Origin of the sequence: Luteibacter sp. W1I16 (assembly GCF_050434905.1) — a bacterium.
Lineage (GTDB): Bacteria > Pseudomonadota > Gammaproteobacteria > Xanthomonadales > Rhodanobacteraceae > Luteibacter.
This window is the reverse complement of the sequence record NZ_JBNDJJ010000001.1, coordinates 1,844,984-1,868,570: the sequence shown is the minus strand read 5'-3', so window position 1 is coordinate 1,868,570 and position 23,587 is coordinate 1,844,984. Positions and strand designations below refer to the sequence as shown.

19 protein-coding genes are annotated in these 23,587 nt (G+C 66.9%); 12 read left to right on the top strand and 7 right to left on the bottom strand.

The window, feature by feature from the left end:
• Nucleotides 1-67: 67 nt before the first annotated feature.
• The 4 genes from ftsE to ung are packed head-to-tail and all read left to right on the top strand — an operon-like array spanning nt 68 to nt 3,275.
• Nucleotides 68-745, top strand: coding sequence for a cell division ATP-binding protein FtsE (gene ftsE, locus QFZ41_RS08335; protein ID WP_429198336.1), 678 nt, complete (start codon nt 68-70; stop codon nt 743-745).
• On the top strand, nt 742-1,722 hold the full coding sequence (gene ftsX, locus QFZ41_RS08330; protein ID WP_429198335.1) for a permease-like cell division protein FtsX: 981 nt from the start codon (nt 742-744) through the stop codon (nt 1,720-1,722). The genes ftsE and ftsX overlap by 4 nt, the downstream gene beginning before the upstream one ends.
• Nucleotides 1,723-1,737: 15 nt before the next feature.
• The gene (locus QFZ41_RS08325; protein ID WP_429198334.1) at nt 1,738-2,577 is read left to right on the top strand and encodes a response regulator; all 840 of its coding nucleotides are present in this window, start codon (nt 1,738-1,740) and stop codon (nt 2,575-2,577) included.
• An 8-nt stretch (nt 2,578-2,585) separates the two neighbouring features.
• Nucleotides 2,586-3,275, top strand: coding sequence for a uracil-DNA glycosylase (gene ung, locus QFZ41_RS08320; RefSeq protein WP_429198333.1), 690 nt, complete (start codon nt 2,586-2,588; stop codon nt 3,273-3,275).
• A gap of 9 nt (nt 3,276-3,284) precedes the next feature.
• Here ung and QFZ41_RS08315 read toward each other — a convergent pair whose 3' ends face one another.
• Nucleotides 3,285-3,776, bottom strand: coding sequence for an RES family NAD+ phosphorylase (locus QFZ41_RS08315; protein ID WP_429198332.1), 492 nt, complete (start codon nt 3,774-3,776; stop codon nt 3,285-3,287).
• The gene (locus QFZ41_RS08310) at nt 3,773-4,345 is read right to left on the bottom strand and encodes an antitoxin Xre/MbcA/ParS toxin-binding domain-containing protein (protein ID WP_429198331.1); all 573 of its coding nucleotides are present in this window, start codon (nt 4,343-4,345) and stop codon (nt 3,773-3,775) included. Before QFZ41_RS08310 ends, QFZ41_RS08315 begins: the two co-directional genes overlap by 4 nt.
• Nucleotides 4,346-4,800: 455 nt before the next feature.
• On the opposite strand from QFZ41_RS08310, the gene rpoH reads away from it, so the two are divergent.
• The 6 genes from rpoH (at nt 4,801) to QFZ41_RS08280 (ending at nt 13,794) form a co-directional block, all read left to right on the top strand.
• Nucleotides 4,801-5,661 (top strand): RNA polymerase sigma factor RpoH, encoded by an 861-nt coding sequence (gene rpoH / locus QFZ41_RS08305; RefSeq protein ID WP_371023837.1) that lies wholly within the window; start codon nt 4,801-4,803, stop codon nt 5,659-5,661.
• An 82-nt stretch (nt 5,662-5,743) separates the two neighbouring features.
• The gene (locus QFZ41_RS08300) at nt 5,744-6,424 is read left to right on the top strand and encodes a response regulator transcription factor (protein ID WP_429198330.1); all 681 of its coding nucleotides are present in this window, start codon (nt 5,744-5,746) and stop codon (nt 6,422-6,424) included.
• The gene (locus tag QFZ41_RS08295) at nt 6,402-7,772 is read left to right on the top strand and encodes a sensor histidine kinase (protein ID WP_429198329.1); all 1,371 of its coding nucleotides are present in this window, start codon (nt 6,402-6,404) and stop codon (nt 7,770-7,772) included. Before QFZ41_RS08300 ends, QFZ41_RS08295 begins: the two co-directional genes overlap by 23 nt.
• An 80-nt stretch (nt 7,773-7,852) precedes the next feature.
• Nucleotides 7,853-11,056 carry an efflux RND transporter permease subunit gene (locus QFZ41_RS08290; protein WP_429198328.1) on the top strand — a complete coding sequence of 1,068 codons (3,204 nt, stop codon included), beginning with the start codon at nt 7,853-7,855 and terminating at the stop codon, nt 11,054-11,056.
• Nucleotides 11,046-12,245: an efflux RND transporter periplasmic adaptor subunit gene (locus QFZ41_RS08285; RefSeq protein ID WP_429198327.1), complete on the top strand. Its 1,200-nt coding sequence runs from the start codon at nt 11,046-11,048 to the stop codon at nt 12,243-12,245. Before QFZ41_RS08290 ends, QFZ41_RS08285 begins: the two co-directional genes overlap by 11 nt.
• A gap of 94 nt (nt 12,246-12,339) precedes the next feature.
• Nucleotides 12,340-13,794, top strand: coding sequence for an efflux transporter outer membrane subunit (locus QFZ41_RS08280; protein WP_429198326.1), 1,455 nt, complete (start codon nt 12,340-12,342; stop codon nt 13,792-13,794).
• Nucleotides 13,795-14,053: 259 nt separating this feature from the next.
• Here QFZ41_RS08280 and tal read toward each other — a convergent pair whose 3' ends face one another.
• The 3 genes from tal to QFZ41_RS08265 all read right to left on the bottom strand — a co-directional run bounded on the left by tal (nt 14,054) and on the right by QFZ41_RS08265 (nt 18,878).
• The gene (gene tal, locus QFZ41_RS08275; protein WP_429198325.1) at nt 14,054-15,007 is read right to left on the bottom strand and encodes a transaldolase; all 954 of its coding nucleotides are present in this window, start codon (nt 15,005-15,007) and stop codon (nt 14,054-14,056) included.
• Between the two features lie 146 nt (nt 15,008-15,153).
• Nucleotides 15,154-17,328, bottom strand: a complete 2,175-nt coding sequence (locus QFZ41_RS08270) for a primosomal protein N' (protein WP_429198324.1) — start codon at nt 17,326-17,328, stop codon at nt 15,154-15,156.
• A gap of 371 nt (nt 17,329-17,699) precedes the next feature.
• Nucleotides 17,700-18,878 (bottom strand): DUF3667 domain-containing protein, encoded by a 1,179-nt coding sequence (locus QFZ41_RS08265; RefSeq protein WP_429198323.1) that lies wholly within the window; start codon nt 18,876-18,878, stop codon nt 17,700-17,702.
• An 89-nt stretch (nt 18,879-18,967) separates the two neighbouring features.
• Between QFZ41_RS08265 and QFZ41_RS08260 the strand changes: the two genes are divergently transcribed.
• Together QFZ41_RS08260 and sppA are read left to right on the top strand one after the other, a co-directional pair.
• Entirely contained in the window at nt 18,968-20,356 is a 1,389-nt protein-coding gene (locus QFZ41_RS08260) for an MATE family efflux transporter (protein ID WP_429198322.1), read from the top strand.
• Nucleotides 20,357-20,409: 53 nt separating this feature from the next.
• Nucleotides 20,410-22,329: a signal peptide peptidase SppA gene (gene sppA / locus QFZ41_RS08255; protein WP_429198321.1), complete on the top strand. Its 1,920-nt coding sequence runs from the start codon at nt 20,410-20,412 to the stop codon at nt 22,327-22,329.
• 144 nt (nt 22,330-22,473) lie between these two features.
• On the opposite strand, the gene QFZ41_RS08250 is transcribed toward sppA, so the two are convergent.
• Together QFZ41_RS08250 and QFZ41_RS08245 are read right to left on the bottom strand one after the other, a co-directional pair.
• A complete protein-coding gene (locus tag QFZ41_RS08250; protein ID WP_429198320.1) occupies nt 22,474-22,689 on the bottom strand; it encodes a hypothetical protein in 216 nt (71 codons plus the stop codon).
• Between the two features lie 46 nt (nt 22,690-22,735).
• Nucleotides 22,736-23,536 carry an ABC transporter ATP-binding protein gene (locus QFZ41_RS08245; protein ID WP_429198319.1) on the bottom strand — a complete coding sequence of 267 codons (801 nt, stop codon included), beginning with the start codon at nt 23,534-23,536 and terminating at the stop codon, nt 22,736-22,738.
• Nucleotides 23,537-23,587 lie beyond the last annotated feature (51 nt).

Genomic DNA, 23,587 nt, shown 5'->3' with positions numbered 1-23,587 from the left:
CGCCTCACCGCAAAACCAACACCACATCCCTTATCCTCTGTGGCTTCACGGGCCAACGGGTGACGCGGTGATCGGTTTCGATCTGGTGAGCAAACGGTACGAGGGCGATCACCAGGCCCTTACCGATGTGTCCTTTAGCGTCGAGGCGGGCGAAATGGCCTTCGTCACCGGTCACTCCGGTGCGGGCAAGAGCACGCTGCTCAAGTTGCTGGCGATGATCGAGCGCCCCACCAACGGCGTGGTGACCCTCGACGGCCGCAAGCTCAACACCGTGCGCCCGGCGGAAATCCCCAAGATCCGGCGCAAGCTCGGCATGGTCTTCCAGGATCACCGCTTGCTGCTGGATCGCAGCGTCTTCGCCAACGTCGAACTGCCCTTGATCATCGCCGGCGTCTCGCCAGCCGATCGTGGCCGCCGCGTGCGGGCGGCGCTGGAAAAAGTCGGCCTGCTCAGTTACGAGAAGCAATTGCCCGAGGCCCTTTCCACGGGCGAGCAGCAGCGCGTGGGCATCGCGCGCGCCATCGTCGCCAAGCCCGCGGTGCTCATCGCCGACGAGCCCACCGGCAACCTCGACCCGCAACTGGCCATGGAGATCATGGGCCTGTTCGCTGAATTCCAGGCGGTCGGTACCGCCGTCCTCATCGCCAGCCACGACCTCATGCTGATCAAGCGGATGAAGAAGCGCGTCGTGGTGCTCGACCACGGCAAGCTCGTCGCCGACGTGCCCGCGATGGAGATCGTATGAACGCCGTCCGCGAACCGCGTCGCGCCCCCGAGCCGGAAAAGACCCGTCGCAGCGAACCGCGCAAAGTGGGGGCGTGGCGCGAACACCACGCCTGGAGCATGTCCATCAGCCTGCGCCGCCTCGGCGCCCGGCCACTCGGCACTTTGTTGACCGTGGCCGTGATGGGCGTGGCCCTCGCCTTGCCGCTGACCTTCTACCTCCTGCTGGGCAACGTGCAGCGCATGGGTGACGCGCTCGGCCGCAACCAGTCCATCAGCGCCTTCATGAAGCCGGGCCAGAACGCGGGCATGGCCGAAACCGCCGCTTCCGCCCTGCGTGGCCGGCCGGAGGTTGCCGACATCGTCGTGCGTACGCCGAAGGATGGCCTCGACGAACTCGCCGAGGTCCAGGGATTCTCCGGCGCGCTGCAGTCGCTCGACGCCAATCCGTTGCCCTTCGTGCTTTCCGTGCAGCCGAAGCCCGGGTTGTCGGCCGAGGACATCGGTCGCCTCGTCGATTCGATGAAGGCGACGCCCGGCGTCGACATGGTCCAGGACACCGGTGCGTGGCGGCAGCGCCTCGACGCCCTGCTCGGCGTAGGGACGCGCGCGGTGAGCCTGCTGGCCCTGCTGCTGGGCGTCGCCGCCCTGCTGGTGGTCGGCAACACGATACGTGTCGACATCCAGAGCCGCAGTGCGGAGATCGGCGTGCTCCTGCTCATCGGTGCCAGCCGTCCGTTCGTCCGCCGTCCCTATCTGTACGCGGGCATCTGGCTGGGGTTTCTGGCGGGGGTCCTTGCCGTGGCCCTCGCGGTGGTCCTCGAGCTGGCGCTTGCCGGGCCCGTCGGCCGGCTGGCCGCCGCGTACGACGGCAGCGTGAGCTTCGGCGGACTCCCCGCGTGGCTCCTGCTTTCGGTACCCTTCGCCTCGGCCGTGCTGGGGTGGCTCGGTGCGCGGCTCGTCAGCGCGCGGCAGATTCGCCGCGCCGCGGCGGCCTGACAGGGGAGGGGCGGGGTGGGATCTCACATCGGTTCGGGTGTCGCGGGCGCGACGCCGCGCATTCTCGTGGTGGATGGCTCGAAAGTCGTCCGCCAGCTGATCGCCCGCGTGGTCAACGCGGAGGTCCCCGGGGTGGAGATCGTCGGCGCGTCCACCGGTGCCGAGGCGCAGGCCGAACTGCAACGCGGGGTCTTCGATTTCGTGACCGTGGCGCTGCGCCTTCCCGACATGGACGGCCTGGACGTAGCGCGCTTCGTGCGTGAGTCCGCGCCACAGATATACATGCCGATCGTGGTGGTGTCCGGCGATGTCGAGGCGCGTCTGCACCGGCGCGAACTCGGCGAGTTCGTCACCGACTACTTCGACAAATCACTGGGCTTCGGCGCGCTCGCCGAATTCATCCGGGGTTATGTGCGTCCCGAGGGTGGCGCGGAGGGCGATGTGCTCTACGTCGAGGACAGCCGCGTGGTGGCACTCGCGACGCGACGCATGATGGAAAAGTATGGTCTCACGGTGCGCCATGTCATCAGTGCCGAGGATGCGCTCACGCACCTGCGCGAAGCGAGAGCGCGTGGCGAAGTCGGTGCCGACGTCGTCCTCACCGATGTCAGCCTCAAGGGCGAACTCACCGGCGGTGACCTCGTCGAGCGCATCCGCAACGAGTTCGGCTACGGCAAGGGACAGCTTCCGACGCTGGTGATGACCGGTGACGAGAATCCGGCGAACCAGGCGGCCCTCCTGCGCGCCGGGGCCAACGATCTGGTCGAGAAACCCGTCGAGGAAAAATTGCTCATCACCAAGCTGCTGTTCCAGCTCCGTGTGGCCTTGCACCTTCGCGACAGGGCGGAACATTGAACGATCGCGTGAAGCTAGAACCGTCCTGGAAGAAAAGGATCGGCGACTATCTCGACCGCCCGGAGATGCGCGCGCTCTCGGTTTTTCTTCGCGAGGAGAAGGCGCGAGGCAAGACGATCTATCCGCCGGGCCCCGATATCTTCAACGCGTTCGCGCATACGCCCTTCGACAAGGTGCGCGTCGTCATCCTCGGTCAGGACCCCTACCATGGCCCCGGCCAGGCGCATGGCCTCAGTTTTTCCGTGCGGCCCGGCGTGCGCGTGCCGCCCTCGCTGCAAAACATGTTCAAGGAAATCGAGGACTGCCTCGGTATTCCGCGCCCCGACCACGGTTGCCTCACGCCGTGGGCCGACCGTGGCGTGCTGTTGCTCAACGCCGTGCTCACGGTGGAAGCCGGGCAGGCGGGTTCGCACCAGGGCAAGGGGTGGGAAGGCTTCACCGACGCGGCCATCGACGCCTTGAACCGCGAGCGCGAAGGCCTGGTCTTCATGCTCTGGGGCAGCCACGCGCAGAAGAAGGGCCAGCTGATCGACGGCAGGCGCCATAAGATCCTGCGCAGCGTGCATCCCTCGCCGTTGTCCGCGCACCGCGGTTTCATGGGGTGTGGCCACTTCGCCCAGGCGAATGCTTATCTGGAGTCACGGGGTGAGCCGCCGATCGACTGGTCGTTGCCGCCGAAGGCGGAACTCGCCGCCTAGTACTCGTCGCTACGCGTGAACGCGGGCGTCGTAGGTATAGCGCCTTATCCGGGTCGCCTTGATGCGCTTCGAGTCCGGATGAACAGGGTTGATCAGCACGTTCGTTTCTTCCGGCACGACCACGGAAGGCACGATCAACAGCGCGGAGCGGCGGCCGCGTACCCAGCGTTCCCCGGCGTCGAGCGAACTTTTCCCCGGTGGATGCGCGTCCCAGCCCGCGACGTCCTCCGCATGGACCGATTGCGCCTCGGCGACGATGTCCGCCGGCAAGTCCACTCGGATCAGGTAACGATTCAACGGCAGGTCGCCCACGCCCAGATGCACGATCGTTTCCAGCGTCGCCAGCGAGATCGATGGCGCGCAATAGACCAGCGGCGTTCCGGGGCGATTCCAGCGGCCTCCGGAGACGGCGGCACCGGCACCGCCGAGATCGTCGGCACCATAATTGGGCGCTTCGGTGGCGATGCGCCAGACGACGGTCGCCGCATCCTCGCCGCTCAAGCGAAGGTTCCGGTCTGCGCCTGACGCAACAGGTTCGAGATCGTCGCACGCCCCTCCGAAACGTCGAGGAGTTCGATGGGCCTGCGGTTTCCCAGGGCGGGCAAGGGGCGTTGCAGCCATTGCCCCACCCAAGCGGCGGCATCGAAGCCTTCCGGGTCGCCGCTCTCGCCGACCATCTGTTCCACCTGGGCGATCAGCAGGCCCACATCGAGAAGCTTTTCGGATTCGTCGGTCGCCAGCGAACGCCTCTGGGTGATCTTCCGGCGCATCGTGGAGCGCTTGAGGCCCAGGTAACCCATGAAGTTGTCTTCGCCGATACGAAGCGCGTTGGCCAAGTCTTTCACCTGGTCGGATGGCAAGCCCGCCCGCACCGCGCTCACGCGCTCGTCCATCGAGCCAACAAGCAGATGTGCATAACCGGGGAAGGACGTTCGCGAATGGCTGGTTCGCTTCAGCGTCCATATCCTCACCGGCGACCCCGTTCCTTGCATGGCGGGTGCCCTGGCTGCGGAGGGCTCCGAGGGTTGCGCCACGGGTTTCGCCGATTTGTCCGAACGCCGTGCCGTCATGAGGGTGATCTCCTTTGGGAGGCTCAAGTATCTCACATGGGACTTCCGTGGGGAGGGGAGAGCAAAGGTAGTGCTGCGTCGGCGTCTTTAAAATCGGATTTCTGCCTAAATATAAGTAGGCGCAACAGCGGCATAGCCTCTCGCAACGCCCGAGGTTCCCCACCCCTGGTGGGAGCCGACCCTGTCGGCGATGGGTGCTTGCCGTGACCTGGCCCGCGGCCGCGGGATCGCCGACAAGGTCGGCTCCCACCACAGTCGGCCAGCGCCGGCCAGCGCCAGCCAGCCAGCTTCCTGGCGGCTTGCCATCCGCCTCCTGAATACCTGCCTGAGTCCTCTGGACAGCCGGAGGGTATTTCTGTACCATTGCGTACAGTTAACCGATGAACTTCGGGCTGACTTAGCACTCTCACTTCGAGACTGCTAATCTGCATACAGACTTTCAGGAGGTTCCACACATGTCCCAAGCCCTCGCCACCCGTAACTACGGGCTACCGAGCGTCGTTGGCAGTCTGGATTCCTACATCTCGGCGGTCCATCGCATCCCGGTGCTCAGCCTTGACGAGGAGCAGTCGCTGGCGCGCCGCTTCCACGACGACGCCGACCTCGACGCCGCCAAGCAGCTCGTGATGTCCCACCTGCGTTTCGTGGTCCATGTGGCCCGAGGCTACAACGGCTACGGCTTGCAGCTGTCCGACCTCATCCAGGAAGGTAACATCGGCCTGATGAAGGCGGTGAAGCGCTTCGACCCGGACCAGGGTGTTCGCCTGGTCAGCTTCGCGGTGCACTGGATCCGCGCGGAAATGCACGAATTCATCCTGCGCAACTGGCGCATCGTGAAGGTCGCCACCACCAAGGCGCAGCGCAAGCTGTTCTTCAACCTTCGCAAGAGCAAGAAGCGCCTGGGCTGGATGAACGCCGAGGAAGTGCGCGTGGTCGCGCAGGACCTGGGCGTGCCGGAAGCCACCGTCCGCGAGATGGAATCGCGCCTGTCCGGCCGCGACGTGGGCTTCGAGGCCCCGGCCGACGCGGATGACGACGACAAGCCGGCCCCGGCCGCCTTCCTCGTCGACGAAGGTGCCGATCCGTACGACAACCTCGCCGAGGAAGACGCCAGCAACAACCAGATGGGCGCCTTGTCCTCTGCGTTGGGTAACCTGGACGACCGCTCGCGCGACATCATCCAGCGTCGCTGGCTGGCCGAGGACAACAAGGCCACGCTGCAGGATCTTGCGGACGAGTACGGTGTTTCCGCCGAGCGCATCCGCCAGATCGAAGCGAACGCCATGAAGAAGATGCGCGTCGCCATCGCCGCTTGATCCGCGGAACTGGCGTAAGATCCGGAACGGCCCCGCGAGGGGCCGTTTTCCGTTGCTTTCAGCCCATGCGGAGTGAACCCTGATGCCCAGGGCCCTGGTCATCGAAGACGATGAAGTGACCGCCCGCGACATCGTCGCGGAGCTGGGTGCGCACGGTCTCGCCGCCGATTGGGTGGCCAACGGCCGCGACGGCCTCGAGCGCGCGCTGGCGGACGGCTACGACATCATCACCCTCGATCGCATGCTGCCGGGCATGGACGGCATCGACGTGGTCTCCGCCTTGCGCAAGCGCAACGTGGATACACCCGTCCTCATGATCAGCGCCCTGTCGGACGTGGACGACCGTGTGCGCGGCCTGCGCGCCGGCGGCGACGACTACCTCACCAAGCCTTTCGCGCCCGACGAACTGGCCGCGCGCGCCGAAGTCTTGCTGCGCCGACGCCGGCCGAGCGCGAACGACACGCGCCTGCGCGTCGCGGACCTCGAACTCGATCTGGTCCGGCACAACGCCCAGCGCAACGGCGAGGCGCTCACCTTGTTGCCCACGGAATTCCGCCTGCTCGAATTCCTGATGCGCAACGCGGGCCAGGTGGTGACGCGGCAGATGATCTTCGAGCACGTGTGGGGTTTCCACTTCGATCCCGGCACCAACGTGATTGACGTCCACATCGGCCGCCTGCGTCGCAAGATCGACGGCGCAGGGCAGGCGCCACTCATCCGCACCGTGCGTGGTTCGGGGTATGTCCTTGCGCCCGCTGACTGACGCCTGGCGTTCCGCCACCTCGCGCCTGATCATCATCTATGGCGCGTTGTTCGCGATCTGGTGCGTCGTGCTCCTGGGCGTGGTGCAGTGGGAGGCGTCGCGTTACCTGTCCGGCGTGGTCGACCAGATGCTCGCCGCACGCATCCACTACCTCGAGAACACCGATCAACGCCGCCTGCCCTCGACCGTCGAGGCGGCGAGCGCCATCGATGTCCAGGGTTTCATGTGGATCGGCCTGTTCGATGCGAAAGGCACGCGCATCGCGGGCAACATCAGCAAGGTGCCCGACGACCTGACCGACGACGGCGTCGTGCGCTCGGTCAACGCCAGTCTCGCCGGCCCGACGCGCAACGCCACCCTGCGTGCACGCGGCATCACGCGCGTACTGCCCAATGGCGACCGCCTGGTCGTGGCCAAGGAAAGCACGACCATCGACGGCATCGGCGCGATCATCAGCCGCGGCTTGCTCTGGGGCCTGTCGCTGACACTGATTCCCGGCCTGCTCGGTGGCATCCTGATCGCGCGAGGCCCCGCGCGGCGCATCCGCGCCATCCAGCGGGCGATGGAGCCGATCCGCGAGGGCGATCTCAGCGTGCGCCTGCCGGTGACCCGGGGCGGCGACGAAGTGGACCTGCTGGCGGCCACGGTGAATACCACGCTGACGGAGATCGAACGCCTGCTCGGCGAAGTGAAGGGCGTGAGCGACAACATCGCCCACGACCTGCGTACACCCCTCACGCGGATGCGCACGCGCCTGTACCGCTTGCAGCAGCAGTTCGAAGGCAAGCCCGAGGCGGAACAACTCGATGCCTGCGTCGCGGAGATCGACACCGTCTTGGGCCGCTTCCGCGCCCTGCTGCGCGTGTCCGAACTGGAGGACCGCCAGCGCAGCGCCTGCTTCGAGAACATGGACCTGGGCGCCGTGCTGCGTAACGTGCACGAGTTCTACGCGCCGCTGGCCGAAGACCGCGGGCAGTTGTTCGAGGTCGAGGTGGGCCGCCTGCCACCGCTGCGCGGCGATCCCCAGTTGATGTTCGAGGCGTTCGCCAACCTCGTGGGCAACGCGATCAAGTTCACCCCGAATGGCGGCGCGGTCCGCCTCGTCGCGCTCACCGATCCCGCGGGTGACGCGCGCGTGGATATCGCCGATACCGGTCCCGGTATTCCGCCGAACGAGCGCGAGGCGGTCTTCCGCCGGTTCTATCGCGGCGATGAGACCCGCACCAAGCCCGGATGCGGTCTGGGCCTGGCCATCGTCAGCGCCATCGTCCGGTTGCACGGATTCTCGTTGTCGGTGGGTGGGAACGAGAAGGGCGCCGTGTTCTCCGTCACCTGTCCAGCCGCCTAAATAAATCTTAACTACGCGGCGGAATCCGCCGGGCGCAAAATCCGCCGCGACGCAACATCGCGCTCGGAATCCGTCTCCCCATGATTGGCATCGTCCGGATCGCACTCACGCGGCCGTATACCTTCGTCGTCCTCGCCCTGCTGATCCTCATCGTCGGTCCGCTTGCCGCGCTGCGCACCCCGACGGATATCTTCCCCGACATCAAGATCCCGGTCATCGCCGTGGTGTGGCAGTACAACGGCCTGCCGCCCGACCAGATGGTCGGGCGCGTGTCGTCGCCGTTCGAGCGCGTGCTGACCACGACGGTGAACGACGTGGAACACATCGAGGCCAGTTCGATCCAGGGCTTCGGCATCATCAAGATCTTCTTCCAGCCCACGGTCGATATCCGGACCGCCAATGCCCAGGTGACAGCCGTCGCGCAGACCCTGTTGCGCCAGTTGCCGCAAGGCACCACGCCGCCGCTGATCCTCAACTACAACGCGTCGACCGTACCCATCATCCAGCTGGCGCTGTCCGGCGCGGGCCTGACCGAACAGAACCTCGGCGACCTCGGTCTCAACATCATCCGTCCGCAGCTCACCTCGGTGGCCGGCGCGGCCATCCCGTTTCCCTTCGGCGGCAAGACACGCCAGGTGCAGATCGACATCGACCCGCCGGCATTGCAGGCCCGGGGGTTGTCCGCGCAGGACGTGGCCAACGCGTTGGCCGCGCAGAACCTGATCACGCCGGTAGGTACGCAGAAGATCGGCCAGTACGAATACACGGTGCAGCTCAACAACTCGCCATCGAACGTGGACGAGCTGGGCAACCTGCCGGTAAAGACGGTCAACGGCGCCACGGTGTTCATCCGCGACGTCGCCCATGTGCGCGATGGTTCGCCGCCACAGACCAACATCGTGCACGTCAACGGCGACCGCTCCGTGCTGATGACCGTGTTGAAGAACGGCTCCGCCTCGACGCTGGCGATCATCGCGGGCATCAAGGAACGCGTGGCCGCGATGAAGGATGCGCTGCCGTCCAACCTCAAGATCGCGCCCATCGGCGACCAGTCCCTGTTCGTGAGCGCGGCGATCGAAGGCGTGGCGCGGGAAGGCATCATCGCCGCCGCGCTCACCAGCCTGATGATCCTCTTGTTCCTGGGTAGCTGGCGTTCGACGGTGATCATCGCCACGTCGATCCCGCTGGCGATCCTGGGTTCCATCGCCGCCTTGTCGGCCATGGGCGAGACGATGAACATCATGACGCTGGGGGGGCTCGCGCTGGCGGTGGGCATCCTCGTCGACGATGCCACGGTCACCATCGAGAACATCAACTGGCACCTGGAGCACGGCAAGGACGTCGAGACGGCGATCCTCGACGGCGCGGCACAGATCGTCACGCCAGCCTTCGTCTCGTTGCTGTGCATCTGCATCGTGTTCGTGCCGATGTTCTTCCTCGATGGCGTGGCGCGCTTCCTCTTCGTGCCGATGGCCGAGGCGGTGATGTTCGCGATGATCGCGTCCTTCATCCTGTCGCGCACGCTCGTGCCGACGATGGCCAAGTACCTGCTGCATCCGCATTCGCACGACGACCCGCATGGCGAAGGCAGGAAGCCGTCGCACAATCCACTGGTCCGTTTCCAGCGCCGCTTCGAAGCCCGCTTCGAAAAGATCCGCGAGAGCTACCACGGCCTGCTCGCACTCGCGCTGGACCATCGCAAGGCGTTCACCATCGGCTTCATGGCCTTCGTGGTGCTCTCCTTCGCGCTGGTGCCGATGCTCGGCCGCAATTTTTTCCCGGCGGTGGATTCGGGCCAGATCCTGATGCACGTGCGCGCACCGGTGGGCACGCGCGTGGAGGAAAGCGCACGGCTCTTCGCCGAGGTGACGGACGCCGTGCGCCGGATCATCCCGAAGGAAGAGTTAGGCACCGTGGTCGACAACATCGGCCTGTCCTCGTCCGGCATCAACAACACCTATAACAACACCGGCACGATCGGCTCGCAGGACGGTGACATCCAGGTTGCGCTGAACGAAGGCCACGCACCGACCGCGGACTATGTACGCCGGTTGCGCGAACAGTTGCCGCGCGAATTCCCGGGCACGACATTCTCCTTCCCGCCCGCGGACATCATCAGCCAGATCCTCAACTTCGGCTCGCCCGCGCCGATCGACCTGCAGATCCGCGGCCCGAACCTCGCGGCCAACTTCGACTACGCGAGCCGCCTGCTCCGCGAGATCCGCCGCGTGCCCGGCGTGGCCGACGCACGCATCCAGCAGTCGCGGGCCAACCCCACGCTCAACGTCGATGTCGACCGTAGCCGCGCGCAGCAGGTCGGCATCACGGAGCGCGACGTGACCAACAGCCTTGGCGTGAACCTCGCCGGTTCCAGCCAGATCGCCCCGACCTTCTGGCTGAATCCGCAGAACGGCGTCTCCTACCCGATCGTGATGCAGACGCCGCAGTACAGCCTCGACAGCCTTCCCGACCTGGAAAACGTGCCGATCAGCCCGAGCACGGGCGGCGCGGGCTCGCAGATCCTCGGCGGATTCGCCACGGTGTCGCGCGCGGCCACCAATGCGGTGGTGAGCCAGTACAACATCCAGTCGGTGGTGGAGATCTACGCGACGACGCAGGACCGCGACCTCGGCGCCGTCGCCGCCGACATCCAGAAGATCATCGAGTCGAACAAGAAGTTCCTGCCGAAGGCCTCGACCACCGCCTTGCTCGGCCAGGTGCAGACCATGAACAACGCGTTCTCCGGCCTGATCCTCGGCCTGCTCGGCGCGATCGTGCTGATCTACCTGCTGATCGTCGTGAACTTCCAGTCGTGGAGCGATCCGTTCGTGATCGTCACCGCGCTGCCCGCGGCGATCGCCGGCATCGTCTGGATACTCTTCGCCACGCATACGACCCTGTCGGTGCCCGCGCTCACGGGCGCGATCATGTGCATGGGCGTGGCTACCGCCAACTCGATCCTCGTGGTCAGCTTCTGCCGCGAGCGTCTGGCCGAACTCGGCGATGCCACGGCGGCCGCGCTCGAAGGCGGTTTCGTCCGCTTCCGCCCCGTGTTGATGACCGCCTTGGCGATGATCATCGGCATGGCGCCCATGGCGCTCGGCCTGGGCGAGGGCGGTGAGCAGAACGCGCCGCTGGGCCGTGCCGTGATCGGCGGCCTCGTCTTCGCCACGGCGGCCACGCTGTTCTTCGTTCCCGTCGTCTTCAGCCTCATCCACGCGCGTCGTGGTCATCCGTCACCCACACCGGCGAATACCTCCGGAGAGCCCGTCCATGTCGCCTGATACGTTGAAATCCCCCCCGCCGCGCCGGCTCCGGCTCGCAGGCATCATCGCCGCGATCGTCGTGCTGGCCGTCGTCGTGGCTGGCGTGGCGACACGCGCCAACGACTCCCGGAAGTTGCGCGAATGGACGGATGCGCAATCCGTGCCCACGGTCGACGTGGTCACGCCCGAAGGCGGGCAGGGCGGTGGCGAACTGAACCTCCCGGGCCGCCTGCAAGCGTATGCGCGGGCCCCGATCTTCGCCCGCACCAGCGGCTACCTGAAGTACTGGAAAGCCGACATCGGGCAGAAAGTGAAGGCGGGTGAGTTGCTCGCCGAGATCGAGACGCCCGACCTCGACCAGCAGTTGCTCCAGGCGAAGGCGGACCTCGCCAGCGCGCGCGCCAACGAGGCACTGGCAAAGACCACGGCCGCGCGTTGGCAGGCCATGCGCGACTCCGATTCGGTGTCCAAGCAGGAAGTGGATGAAAAGACCGGCGACTACGATGCAAAGCACGCGCTGGCACAGGCCGCGCAGGCGAATCTTGAACGGATCGAGGCACTGAAGGGCTTCGCCCGGCTGGTCGCACCGTTCGACGGCGTGGTCACCGCGCGCGAGACGGACGTCGGCGCGCTGATCAATGCCGGGGGCGGTGGCCAGGAACTGTTCGTCGTGTCCGACGTGCGCAAGCTGCGCATGTACGTCAACGTGCCGCAGAACTACGCGCCGTCCATCAAGCAGGGTGCGACCGTGAAACTCGCCGTGCCTGAATATCCGGGACAGACTTTCACGGGCATCGTCGAATCGTCGTCGGCGGCGATCAACGCCGCGTCCGGTACCACGCTGGTCCAGGTGTCGGTCGACAACGCCGACGGCAAGTTGCTGCCCGGTGGCTATGCGAGCGTCACCTTCGACCTTCCGTCGAACGCGTCGTTGCTGCGCGTCCCCGCGAGCGCCCTCGTTTTCGATAACTCGGGCCTGCGCGTCGCCGTGGTCGATGGAGAGAACAAGGTCAAGTTCAAGGACGTGACCATCGCGCGCGACTTCGGCAAGACGATTCAGCTCGGCTCGGGCCTCGCCGCCGGCGACCGACTGATCGAGAGCCCACCGGACGGCCTCGCCGATGGCGACACTGTGCGCATCAATCCACCCAAGAAGGCGGAAGACGGGCAGGCGAAGAAGGCGGAAGGCGACCATGCCAAGGCCTGACACCGTCCCGATGGGAGCCGCTCCCTTGGTGGGGACCAGTCCCTTGGTGGGAGCCGGTCCCTTGGTGGGAGCCGACCCTGTCGGCGATTCGATCTTGCGGCAAGCTGCCCCCGCCGACAGGGTCGGCTCCCACCGGAGCTGGGCAGGTGCCAGCGTCGCGGCCGCCCTGATGTCGCTCGGCCTGTCGGCCTGCTCGCTCGCACCGGTCTACAAGACCCCCGACGTGCCGGTGGCGGCGCAGTACGCGAACGCGGCCACGCCGTGGACGGAGGCGAAGCCAGCCGATCACCTCGATCGGAACGGCTGGTGGAAGCTTTACGGCGATCCCCGCCTCGACGAACTTCAGTCGAAGCTGGTTGCGAACAACGCGACGCTGGCGGCCGCGCTCGCGCATTACGAGCAGTCGGAAGCGTTCACGCGGCAAGTGCGCGCGGGCCTGTTCCCGCAGATCGGCTTGAACGGCAACGCCACGCGCAATCGTGAGTCCGACACGCGGCCCTTGCGCGGCGCCACGTCGCCCGCTTACTACAACTCGTACACCGTGGGCGCCCAGCTCGATTACGAAGTGGACCTCTGGGGGCGCGTTCGCGATAGCGTCGTCGCCGGTACCGCCGAGCAGGCCGCGTCGGCAGCCGACCTGGCGTCCGTGCAACTGAGCCTTCAGGCGCAACTGGCGGACGACTATCTCCAGCTCAACGGCTTCGATCGCCAGATCAAGGTGCTCAGCGAAAGTATCGACGCGTTCACCCGCGCCCTGGAACTGACCCGGTCACGCCACGATGGCGGCATCGCGTCCGGGCTGGACGTGGCGCGCGCGCAGACGCAATTGTCGAACGCGAAATCGCAGTTGACGCAAGCGCAGGCACAACGCGGGCTGGTGCAGCATGCGATCGCGGTGCTGGTCGGCGAATCCGCTTCGACCTTTGCGCTGGCGACGGATGACGACGCCGTGCGAGTTCCCACGATACCTCTCGAAGTCCCTTCGCTGATCCTGCAGCGGCGCCCCGACATCGCGGCGGCCGAGCGCCGCACGGCGGCGGCGAACGCGCGCGTGGGCATCGCCCGTTCCGCCTTCTTTCCACAGCTCACGCTCGACGCGCAAGGCGGCTGGCAGAGCAGTGCATGGGGCAGCATCGCCACCGCACCGAATCGCTTCTGGTCGATCGGCCCGACCTTGTTCCTCAGCGTGTTCGACGGAGGCCGCCGCAAGGCCGGTGTCGACGCGGCCAAGGCGGCGACCGAGGAGGCGGGCGCGCAGTACCGCGGCGTGGTGCTCAACGCGTTCGCCGAGGTCGAGGACAACCTCACGCTGCTGCGCGACCTGGGCGCGGCGCTCACCGACCAGCGCGCGGCCGCCGACGCGGCGCAGCGGTCCGTGGACCTGTCGCTTGAACGTTACCGGGAAGGCGCGGTGGGTTACCTCGACGTCGTCCAGGCCCAGGCCGACGAGCTAGACGCGCGGCGCAGCGTGATCGATCTCGAAACCCGCCAGTTGCGCGCCAGCGTGCAACTGATCCGCGCCCTGGGCGGCGGCTGGAACAACGGCTAGTCACCCGCCGCCAGGTCGAAGCAGCATGGTGGGAGCCGACCTTGTCGGCGATCCCGCGGCAGCGGGCAAGGTGGAGACAACATGGTGGAAGCCGACCCTGTCGGCGATTCCGCGGCAGCGGGCCGGGTTACGGCTAGCACCCATCGCCGACAGGGTCGGCTCCCACCAGAGCCGGGCTCATGAAGAAGGCGATCAATGAAAAGCGGCACACGAAAAAGGGGCCTTGCGGCCCCTTCGTCTGTCGCGGCTAGAGGATCGCTTACAGCTTCGCGCCCAGCAGCTCTTCCAGCTTGCGCTGGTCGGCGGCGAACTTGCGGATGCCTTCGGCGAGCTTGTCCGTCGCCATTGCGTTCTCGTTGTGGCCCCAGCGGAACTTGGCCTCGTCGATCTTCGCGGGACGATCCTCGCGGCGGCCGCTGTCCTTCAGGGCGACCGGCAGGTCACTGGTGTTCTCGTCCAGTTCCTTGAGCAGGTCCGGCGAGATGGTCAGGCGGTCGCAACCGGCAAGCGCCTGGATCTGGCCGATGTTGCGGAAGCTGGCGCCCATCACCACGGTCTCGTAGCCGTGCAGCTTGTACCAGTCGTAGATGCGACGGACGGACTGCACGCCCGGATCTTCCGCCGGCGCATAGGTCTTCTTGTCCGTGTTGGCCACGTACCAGTCGAAGATGCGGCCCACGAACGGGGAAATCAGGAACACGCCCGCTTCTGCGCAGGCCACGGCCTGTTCGAAGCTGAAAAGCAGGGTCAGGTTGCAGTCGATGCCATCCTTCTGAAGCTGCTCCGCCGCGCGAATGCCTTCCCACGTGGAGGCGAGCTTGATCAAGATGCGCTTCCTGTCGATGCCGATCTCTTCGTAGAAGCCGATCAGGCGCCTGGCCTTGTCGATCGAGGCTTTGGTGTCGAAGGAGAGGCGTGCGTCGACCTCGGTGGAAACGCGGCCCGGCACGATCTTGAGGATCTCACGGCCCACCAGCACGGCGAGACGGTCGCTGGCGTCGACCAGCTGCTGGTCGCGGCTGTTGCTCTGGCCCTTCGCCCACTGCACGGCTTCGTCGATATAGCCCGAATACGTGGGAATGCCGGCGGCCTTCAGCAGCAACGACGGATTGGTGGTGGCGTCTTCCGGCTTGTACTTGGCGATCGCGGTGATGTCGCCGGTGTCGGCCACGACGGTGGTGATCTTGCGGAGTTGCTCGAGCTGAGTGGTCACGTTCGGGGTCCCGTTACCTGGTTAAGACTTTCATTGTCGCGCCGATCGCTTCGCAAATGTAGGCATCCGAAGGTATCGGTTCAGCGATATCCACACGATGTGTGAGCGCGTCCGGTGCGAATCAAGCGGAGGGGCCACCGGCGCCGCTAATAGAGATCGATCGGATCCACGTCCAGCGACCAGCGCACCTTGCGCGCCGCGGGCAGACCGGCGAGGGCGTGCTGCCAGGGCCGCAGGAAGCCATGGAGGCGCGCCCGGGATACCGCCTCCACCAGGAGCTGTCCACGATGGCGGCCCGCGCGCAGGGGCATGGGCGCGGGCATGGGTCCCGCCACACGCAGGTCACCGGGGTCGCCGATGGCCGCATGCGCCTGGCCGAGGAACTCGTCCACCTCGGCCCGGCCAAGCGCGTCGGCGCGCAGCAGGACCTGATGTGCGTAAGGCGGCAGTTCGAGCAACCGGCGTTCCTCGAGCAAGCTGGCGGCTACCGCGGGGTACCCCCCCCGAAGCAGGCCGTGAAGCATGGCGTGATCGGGATGATGTGTCTGCAGGAGGACGCTGCCCGGCTTGCTGGCCCGGCCGGCGCGGCCAGCTACCTGGACCACGAGCTGGGCCAGCCGTTCGCCGGCGCGGAAGTCGACGCTGTGCAGGCCTTCGTCGACGCCGACGATGGCCACCAGCGTGAGATTGGGCAGGTCGTGGCCCTTGGCCAGCATCTGCGTGCCGACGAGGATCGCGGGCTTGTCTTCGCGCAGGCCATCGAGGATGTCGCCGAAGGCGTCGCGCCGCCGCGTGGTCTCACGGTCGATACGGACCACCGGAATGTCCGGAAAACGTTCCACGAGCGCCTCTTCGAGCCGCTCGGTGCCTTGTCCCTGCGGACTGAGGTTGGCCGAGCCACAGGCGGGGCAGGCGGCGGGCACCGCCATGGTGTTGTCGCAATGGTGGCAGATCAGGCGGCGCCGCCCCGCGTGCAGGGTCATCGGCCGTTCGCAGCGAGGGCAGTCGGCGTGCCAGCCGCAGTCGTGGCAGAGCAGTACGGGGGCATAGCCGCGGCGATTGCGGAAGACCAGCGCCTGTTCGCCACGGCCGACGGTCTGCGCGACCGCATGGACGAGCGTCGGCGACAGGCCGTGGTCCAGCCGCTGCGCGCGCATGTCCACGATCTGCACGCGCGTCGGCTGCGACGCGCCCGGCCGCACCTTCAAGACGAGACGGCGATAGCGCCCCGCTTCCACGTTGCCGAGGCTCTCCAGCGATGGCGTGGCCGAGCCCAGGACCACCGGCACGCCGAGTGACCGCGCGCGCACCAGCGCCAGATCGCGGGCGTGGTAGCGGAAGCCTTCCTGTTGCTTATAGGAGGCGTCGTGTTCCTCGTCGACGATGATCAGGCCGGCGTTCGGCAGCGGCGTGAATACCGCCGAGCGCGTGCCGAGCACGACCCGGGCCGTGCCGTCGCGGGCGCGCAGCCACGCCCGGGCGCGCTCGCCTTCCGCCAGGTTCGAATGCAGTACCTCCACCGCCACGCCCAGGCGTTCGCGCAGGCGGCGCACGGTTTGCGGCGCCAGCCCGATCTCGGGCACCAGCAGCAGCGTCTGCTTCCCGTCGGCCAGGGCGCGCTCGATGAGGGCGAGGTAGACCTCGGTCTTGCCGCTGCCGGTGACGCCGTCGAGCAGGTAAGGCTGGAAACCGCCGAAGCCCTCGCCGATGGCAGCCACGGCGGCGGCCTGTTCCTCGCTCAGCGCCGGACCGGGGGCCGGCCGCGCGGGAAGCGAGGTCTCCTCGAGTTCGAGCTTCTCGATGAGACCGGCCTCGACCAGACGCCTCGCGGCGGCGCGCCAACCCGGCAGGGCGAATGCGAGTTCGTCGGCGGCGCGTGGCCCATCGTAGAGCGCCTCCAGCAGCTTGGCCGAACCGCCCTTGCGGCTCTTCGCGTCGCGCGCGCCGCGGCCCTGCGTGGTCAGGGCCCAGACCTCGCGCCCGGTGGCCGGCAGCGGGCGCGGTTCACGCAAGGCCAGGGGCAGGGCGTTGGCGAAGGCTTCGCCCGGAGCGCCCGCCCAGTAATCGGCGGCCCATGCCAGCGTCGCGAGCAGTTCGGTATCGAGCAGCGGGTAGGGGTCGAGCACCTCGCTGACCCGCTTCAGACGCTTGGCGCCTACCGTGGCTTCGGCGTCCGGATCGACCACCACGCCGACCATCTCGCCGCGCCCGAAGGGCACGCGGACGCGCGATCCGGCCCGCGCTTCACCCGCCGCGGGGGGCAGGTAGTCGAACAGGGTCAGCAGGGGGACGGGAAGGGCGACGCGGAGGACGGCGGTCATGCGAGGCCTAGTTTAATGGCATATGCCGATTTTGCTGGTCAATGATTGACCATCCACACATGGGTTTGCCTACGAATGGCATCCCCCGAAAGAGGAACAGGTGCTAAGTGCCCGCCCCGAGAACGCTTTCCGTGTTATCCACAAGTCCTGTGGATAACTCTGTGGATGAGCTTCGGATGGGGGCCATCCAAGGCGCATGGTTGAGCCATTGGGGTTAGCTTGGGTACATTTTAACCAAGCTGAAATATATTTCTAATTCATTGACTTACGAATCGGGTCCCGGCACGCCTTCACTACTTGTCCATCGAGCCTTGACAAACGCGAAGGCATCTCCGCCCCTGTGCACAACCACCCGCTCCTAGGAAGAAATCCTAGTGCGCCGCAGCGATGAGAGCGGCCACGGAAAGGGCGAAAAGAACCAGCCAGAAATAGACGCTGCCTATCAGCCAGTACTTCAGGAGGGTCATCGGCCAACCCTGCCGGTACACCCGCTTCTGCATCAGCAGGAGGTAAATCGGCATCCACACCCACATCGCCGCCTGGACCAGGGAAATGACCGACGCGGCGAAAGGCGCGTGCGGGCGGATGGCCTCCTTGGCGAAGGCCAGGATCATCAGGCCGAGCAGGGAGATGAACAGGAAGGCGTGGCTGTGCAGGGCCACGATGACGTGTTCCATGTAGAGCCGGCGGCGGAACGCGTAGAAGAGCTTCAGGATCAGCGCGAACACCGGGATCATCACGAGCAGGGTCTGCGGGATCACCGAGAAGAAGCCCTCGATCACCCGGCGGAGGGCCTCTTCCTTTTGCGGGCCACCGGCCTGCATCTGCACGATGTTCGCCTTCATGTGCGCGATGCCCACGGCGAGGCGGCGCGTCACGGCGTCGGGCAGCCAGGCGATATCGACCACGGTAGGCTGGCTGAACCAGCTGTTGTGCCGCCTCACCTTTCCGGACGGGTTCTCCCCCGTGCCGCCATCTTCCGCGGGGTCCGCGGCGATTGGCTCGGCTTTCAGCTCGGCCAGGCGGCGATTCGCCGATTCCCGGACCAGGTCGCGGGCGGCGTCGAGACCCGGCTTTGCCGCGGCGGGCAGGCCCGGCGCCTCCATCGCCTCGGTCAGATCCCGGTGCTGCTCCTCGTAGAGTTCGCGGACCCGCTCCGGCGTGGTCGCTTGCCGGATCGCGGCGATATCGTCGCTGGCGGCCGGTTTGCCGTCCGCCCCGCCGATACGCGTGTCGCTGATCGCCAGGTGGACGAAGAAGAAGGCCAGCAGGCAGAACACGAACATCAGGCGGAACGGCGCGATATAGCGAACGCGGCGCCCGGCGAAGTATTCCAGGGTGAGGAAGCCCGGCTTCGTGTACAGGGGCGGCAGCGTGTGGACGATGCGCTCGTCGAGATGGAAGAACAGGTCGCCGGCGTCTTCGAGCATGTGCGAGACGGGCTTGATGACGCTCTTGATCGACTGGCCGCATGCGTGACAGAACTCGCCTTTCAGCTCAGCGCCGCAGTTGGCGCACATCAGGCCGAGCGACGGCTTCAGTTCGTTCATTCCCAGGTTCCCCGAATTTTCCCCTTGCGAATTCGGATGATGGCACGGCAACCGCTACAATGGGCGGCCACCCTCCGCCACTTTTCCCCATGTCCATCGACCGTGCACGCGCGCGGCGTGAGATCGGCGCCACCACCCGGCTGGCCTTGCCGATGATCGTCGCCCAACTCTCCGCCATCGGCACCAATGTCGTCGACGCCGTGCTCGCGGGCCACCAGAGCGCGCACACCCAGGCGTCGGTCGTGACCGGCGCGAACATATGGGTACTGGCCATCGTGACCGGCATCGGCACGATGATGGCCGTGCCGCCGACGGTCGCGCAGCTCGACGGCGCGGGCCGCCGCGCCGAGGTGGGACCAGTATTCCATCAGGCCCTGTACATCGCCTGGGGCCTGGGCCTGCTGCTGGGCTTCGGTGTCTGGCATGCCTCGCCGCTGATGATGCTGTTCGGCGTCGTGGAATCCATGCGCGCCGATGTCGAGGCCTTCCTCCACGCCATCTGCTTCGCGGCGCCGGCGCTGACCACTTATTTCGCGTTGCGTGGCCTTTCCGAAGGCCTGTCGATGCCGCGTCCGTCGATGTATTTCAGCTTCGGCGGGCTCGTCGTTCTCGCGCCGCTGGGTTACGTGCTGATGTACGGCAAGCTCGGCTTCCCGGTGATGGGCGCGCGCGGCAGCGGCATCGCGACCGCGATCGTGCTCTGGCTGGAAATGCTGGGGTTCGCCATCTACGTCCTGAAACACCGCAACTACCGCGACCTCAACCTGCGCGGGCGCATGGCGCGGCCGGACCGCCGGCAGATCGCCCAGCTCCTGCACGTCGGCCTGCCGATGGCGGTGACGCTGCTGATGGAGGCGGGGCTGTTCGTCGCGGTCGCGCTGCTGATCGGACGCCTGGGCGAGACGGTCACCGCGAGCCACCACGTGGCGCTGAACGTGGCCTCGGTGGCCTTCATGATCCCGCTGGGGCTGTCGATGGCGATCACCGTGCGGGTCGGCAACGCGGCCGGGCGGCGCGACGTGGCGGGCGTGCGTTATGCCGGGCTTTCCGGCATCGCGCTGGTCCTGGTCACCCAGCTGGTCGCCTCCGGCACGATGCTGCTTTTCCCGGCGGCGATCGCCAGCCTGTACACCCATGACGCGGCGGTGATCGCCATGGCGTCGCAGTTGCTCATCCTGGCGGGCTTCTTCCAGTTTTCCGACGGCATCCAGGTGGCTTCGAACGGTGCGCTGCGCGGTCTCAAGGACACCCGGGTGCCCATGGGCATTACCCTGTTCGCCTATTGGATCGTCGGCATGCCGATCGGATGGTGGCTCGCCTTCGGCCATGGCCTCGGCGCGCGCGGCATGTGGATGGGCCTGATCGCCGGCCTCAGCATGGCGGCCATCCTGCTGTTCGCGCGGTTCTGGCGGAGCAGCGCGAAGGGCCGCTGGCGCGACGATCCCGACACCGCGAAGCCCATGCCATTCCACACGTGATGCCAACGCACCGACGCGCTACGCTGCGCACAATCCTCGAGGAAACCGCTTAGATGCCGGATCGCTACGACACCGTGCCGCCGCCCCTGCCGGGCCGCCCCCAGCCGGGCCCGCCGCCGCGCCGCGGTGGAGGATTCGGCCGCTTCATGCGTGGCCTTGGCCGTGGCATCAACCTCACCCGGCTGGTGATCATCAACGTGATCTTCTTCGGCCTGCTGGCGGTGTTCCTCCTGCTGCTGTTCGTCGGCGGACGGGCTAACCGGGTCGACGACAAAACCGTGCTGGTGCTGGCCCCGGAAGGGGCGTTGGTGGAGCAGTACAGCGCCGACGCGTTCTCGCGCGCCGTGGGCCGGATGTCCGGTGACGGCGTGAAACAGGTGCAGGTGCGCGACCTGGTGCGCGCCATCGACTCGGCCGCCAAGGACGATCGTGTCAGCCGCATCGTGCTCCGGCCCGACAAGCTGCAGGCCGGTGGCTTCGCCGCCTTGCGCGAAGTGGGCGCCGCGCTCGACCGCTTCCGCGCCACGGGCAAGCCGGTGCTCACCTGGGCGGCCAGCCTCGACCAGGGCCAGTACTATCTCGCCGCTCACGCCGACAAGGTCTACCTCGACCCGCAGGGCGGCGTGATGGCCACGGGACTCGCGAACTACCGCCTGTTCTACAAGGACATGCTCGACCGCCTCGGCGTGCAGGTGCACCTTTTCCGCGTGGGCCAGTTCAAGAGCGCGGCGGAACCCTTCATCCTCGACCACGCGTCGCCGGAATCGAAGGAAGCCGATGCGTTCTGGCTGGGCGGGCTGTGGACCACCTGGATCGACGAGGTGGCGACGATGCGCCACCTCGATCCCGCCGCGCTGCGCGCCGACGTGGACGGTCTCGCCGAACGCGTGCGTGACGCGAAGGGCAGCCTCGCCGAGTTGGCGGTGGAGGAAAAGCTGGCGGACGGCATCGCCACCGAGCAACAGTTCGTGCAGATGCTGCGCAAGGAAGGCGTGCCCGCCGGGAAGAAAGACCAGGGTTTCCGTCAGGTCGATCTTGGCGGCTACCTTGCCGATCGCGGCCTGTCCAGCGTCGACGTGCTACAGACCGGTCCCGGCGTGGCGGTGGTCGTCGCCGAGGGCGAGATCACGGGCGGCAAGCAGGCACAGGGAACGATCGGCGGCGATTCCACCGCCGCATTGATCCGCGCGGTGCGCAACGATCGCCGCACCCGCGCGCTGGTACTGCGGGTGAACTCGCCGGGTGGCGAGGTCTACGCGGCCGAGCAGATCCGCCGTGAGGTCGAACTCACCCGTGAAGCCGGCATACCGGTCGTGGTCTCGATGGGCGACGTGGCTGCCAGCGGCGGCTACTGGATCTCGATGAACGCGAACCGGATCTATGCCGAGCCGAACACCATCACCGGTTCCATCGGCATCTTCGGCATGTTCTTCACCGTGCCGGACACGTTGGCCAAGATCGGCGTGAAAAGCGACGGCGTCGCCACCGGCCCGCTCGCCGGGGCCTTCGACATGACCCGCCCGCTCGACCCCAACGTCGGCGTGCTCATCCAGAGCATTATCGACAAGGGTTATCGCGATTTCGTCGGCAACGTGGCGAAGGCGCGAGGCAAGGATTTCGCCGCCATCGACGCGATCGCACAGGGCCGTGTCTGGACCGGCCAGCAGGCGCTCGAGCGTGGCCTCGTCGACCGCATGGGCAGCCTCGACGATGCCATCCGCGATGCCGCGCAGCAGGCGAACCTCGGCAAGGACTTCAGCGTTCGCTATGCGGAAAAACCGATGGGCGCGTTCGAACGCTTCCTGACCAGCATCGGTGACAGTTCCGAGGCCCGCGTGGCGATGTCGTGGGGATTGCGCCTGCCTTCATGGGTGGCCCAACTGCCGCGCCTGGCACCGGAATGGGCGCTGTTCCGCACGGCGGAAGCCGGTAAGCCGCAGGTTTACGCTTACTGCTTCTGCTCGCCGCGCTGATCGAGAGCATCGCCGACAGGGTCGGCTCCCACCAGAGCAAAGCGGCTCCCACCAAGCCAAGGCGCTGTGTCGCTGACCGTTCCCGGCCTGGTGGGAGCCGACCCTGTCGGCGATGGGTCGCGACAACCCAGCTATCGCGCCCGTCTACTGCGCCTGTGCCTCCACCGCCTTGGCCTGCGCCTTGGCTTGGTCGTCGACGACCTTCTGCACGTCCTGCGCTTTCTTCTTCTGGGCCTCCAACGAATCCCACGGCGTCTCGACACGCGCTTGCGGCGCCGGCGGTTCGTTCGGCTGTGGCGGTTTCGAACAGGCCACGCAGGCGAGCGCGGCCAGGATGGGCAGGGCGACGATGCGGGTCATGACGTGGTTCCTCCGGGGCTGGCCCGAGTCTCGCGCGGCTGTCGGGTCAGCGCAATCGCGCACCGTAGAAACCGTCGGCCCGTTCCACCTCCATGCGCCAGTCGAACAGGCTCGACAGGTGTTCGTCCGCCAACAGCCGTTCTTTCGGGCCCTGGTCGAACAGGGCGCCGTCGCGCAGCATCACCACGTGGCAAATCTCCGGCACGATCTCTTCGACGTGATGCGTGACCAGTAACAAAGTCGTTCCGTCGCGTGCGAGCTCGCGCAGCAGGTCGAGGAAGCGCCGGCGCGTGCCGGGATCGAGTCCGGCGCAGGGTTCATCCAGCAGTAGCGCGCGGGGTCGGTGGACCAGCGCCCGCGCGATCAGCACGCGGCGCGCCTCGCCGGTCGACAAGGTCGAGACGTCGCGCGGCGCCAGGTGCGAGGCGCCGACCCGTTCCAGTGCCTCCATGGCGCGCTGGCGCATGCCATCGTCGACAACGTGGTCGAGTCCCAGCGTCATCGAGGCGAAGAAGCCCGAAAGCACGGCGTTCAGCGCCACCTCGTTACTGGCCTCGAACTCGCGGCGCAAGTCCGACGAGACGACACCCAGCAGCGTGCGCAACTCCGCGACGTTCCAGCGATCGCGTCCGAAGATGCGGACCACGGCGGAACCGTCGTCGTGGACGAGTGGGTAGACCCGGCGTTCGATCAGCTTGACCAGGGTCGATTTGCCCGAGCCGTTGGGTCCTAGGATGGCGGTGTGCTGGCCTTGGGCGATGGCCAGCGACAGCTGGTCGAGCAAGGCGCGACCGTCGCGGAGCACGGTGGCGCGGTCGATGGAAAGCAGCGGTGTCGACGTATCCATGCTCCCGAGCATACCGGCCTCTCGGACCCGGCGGCGATACCTTGTACGATC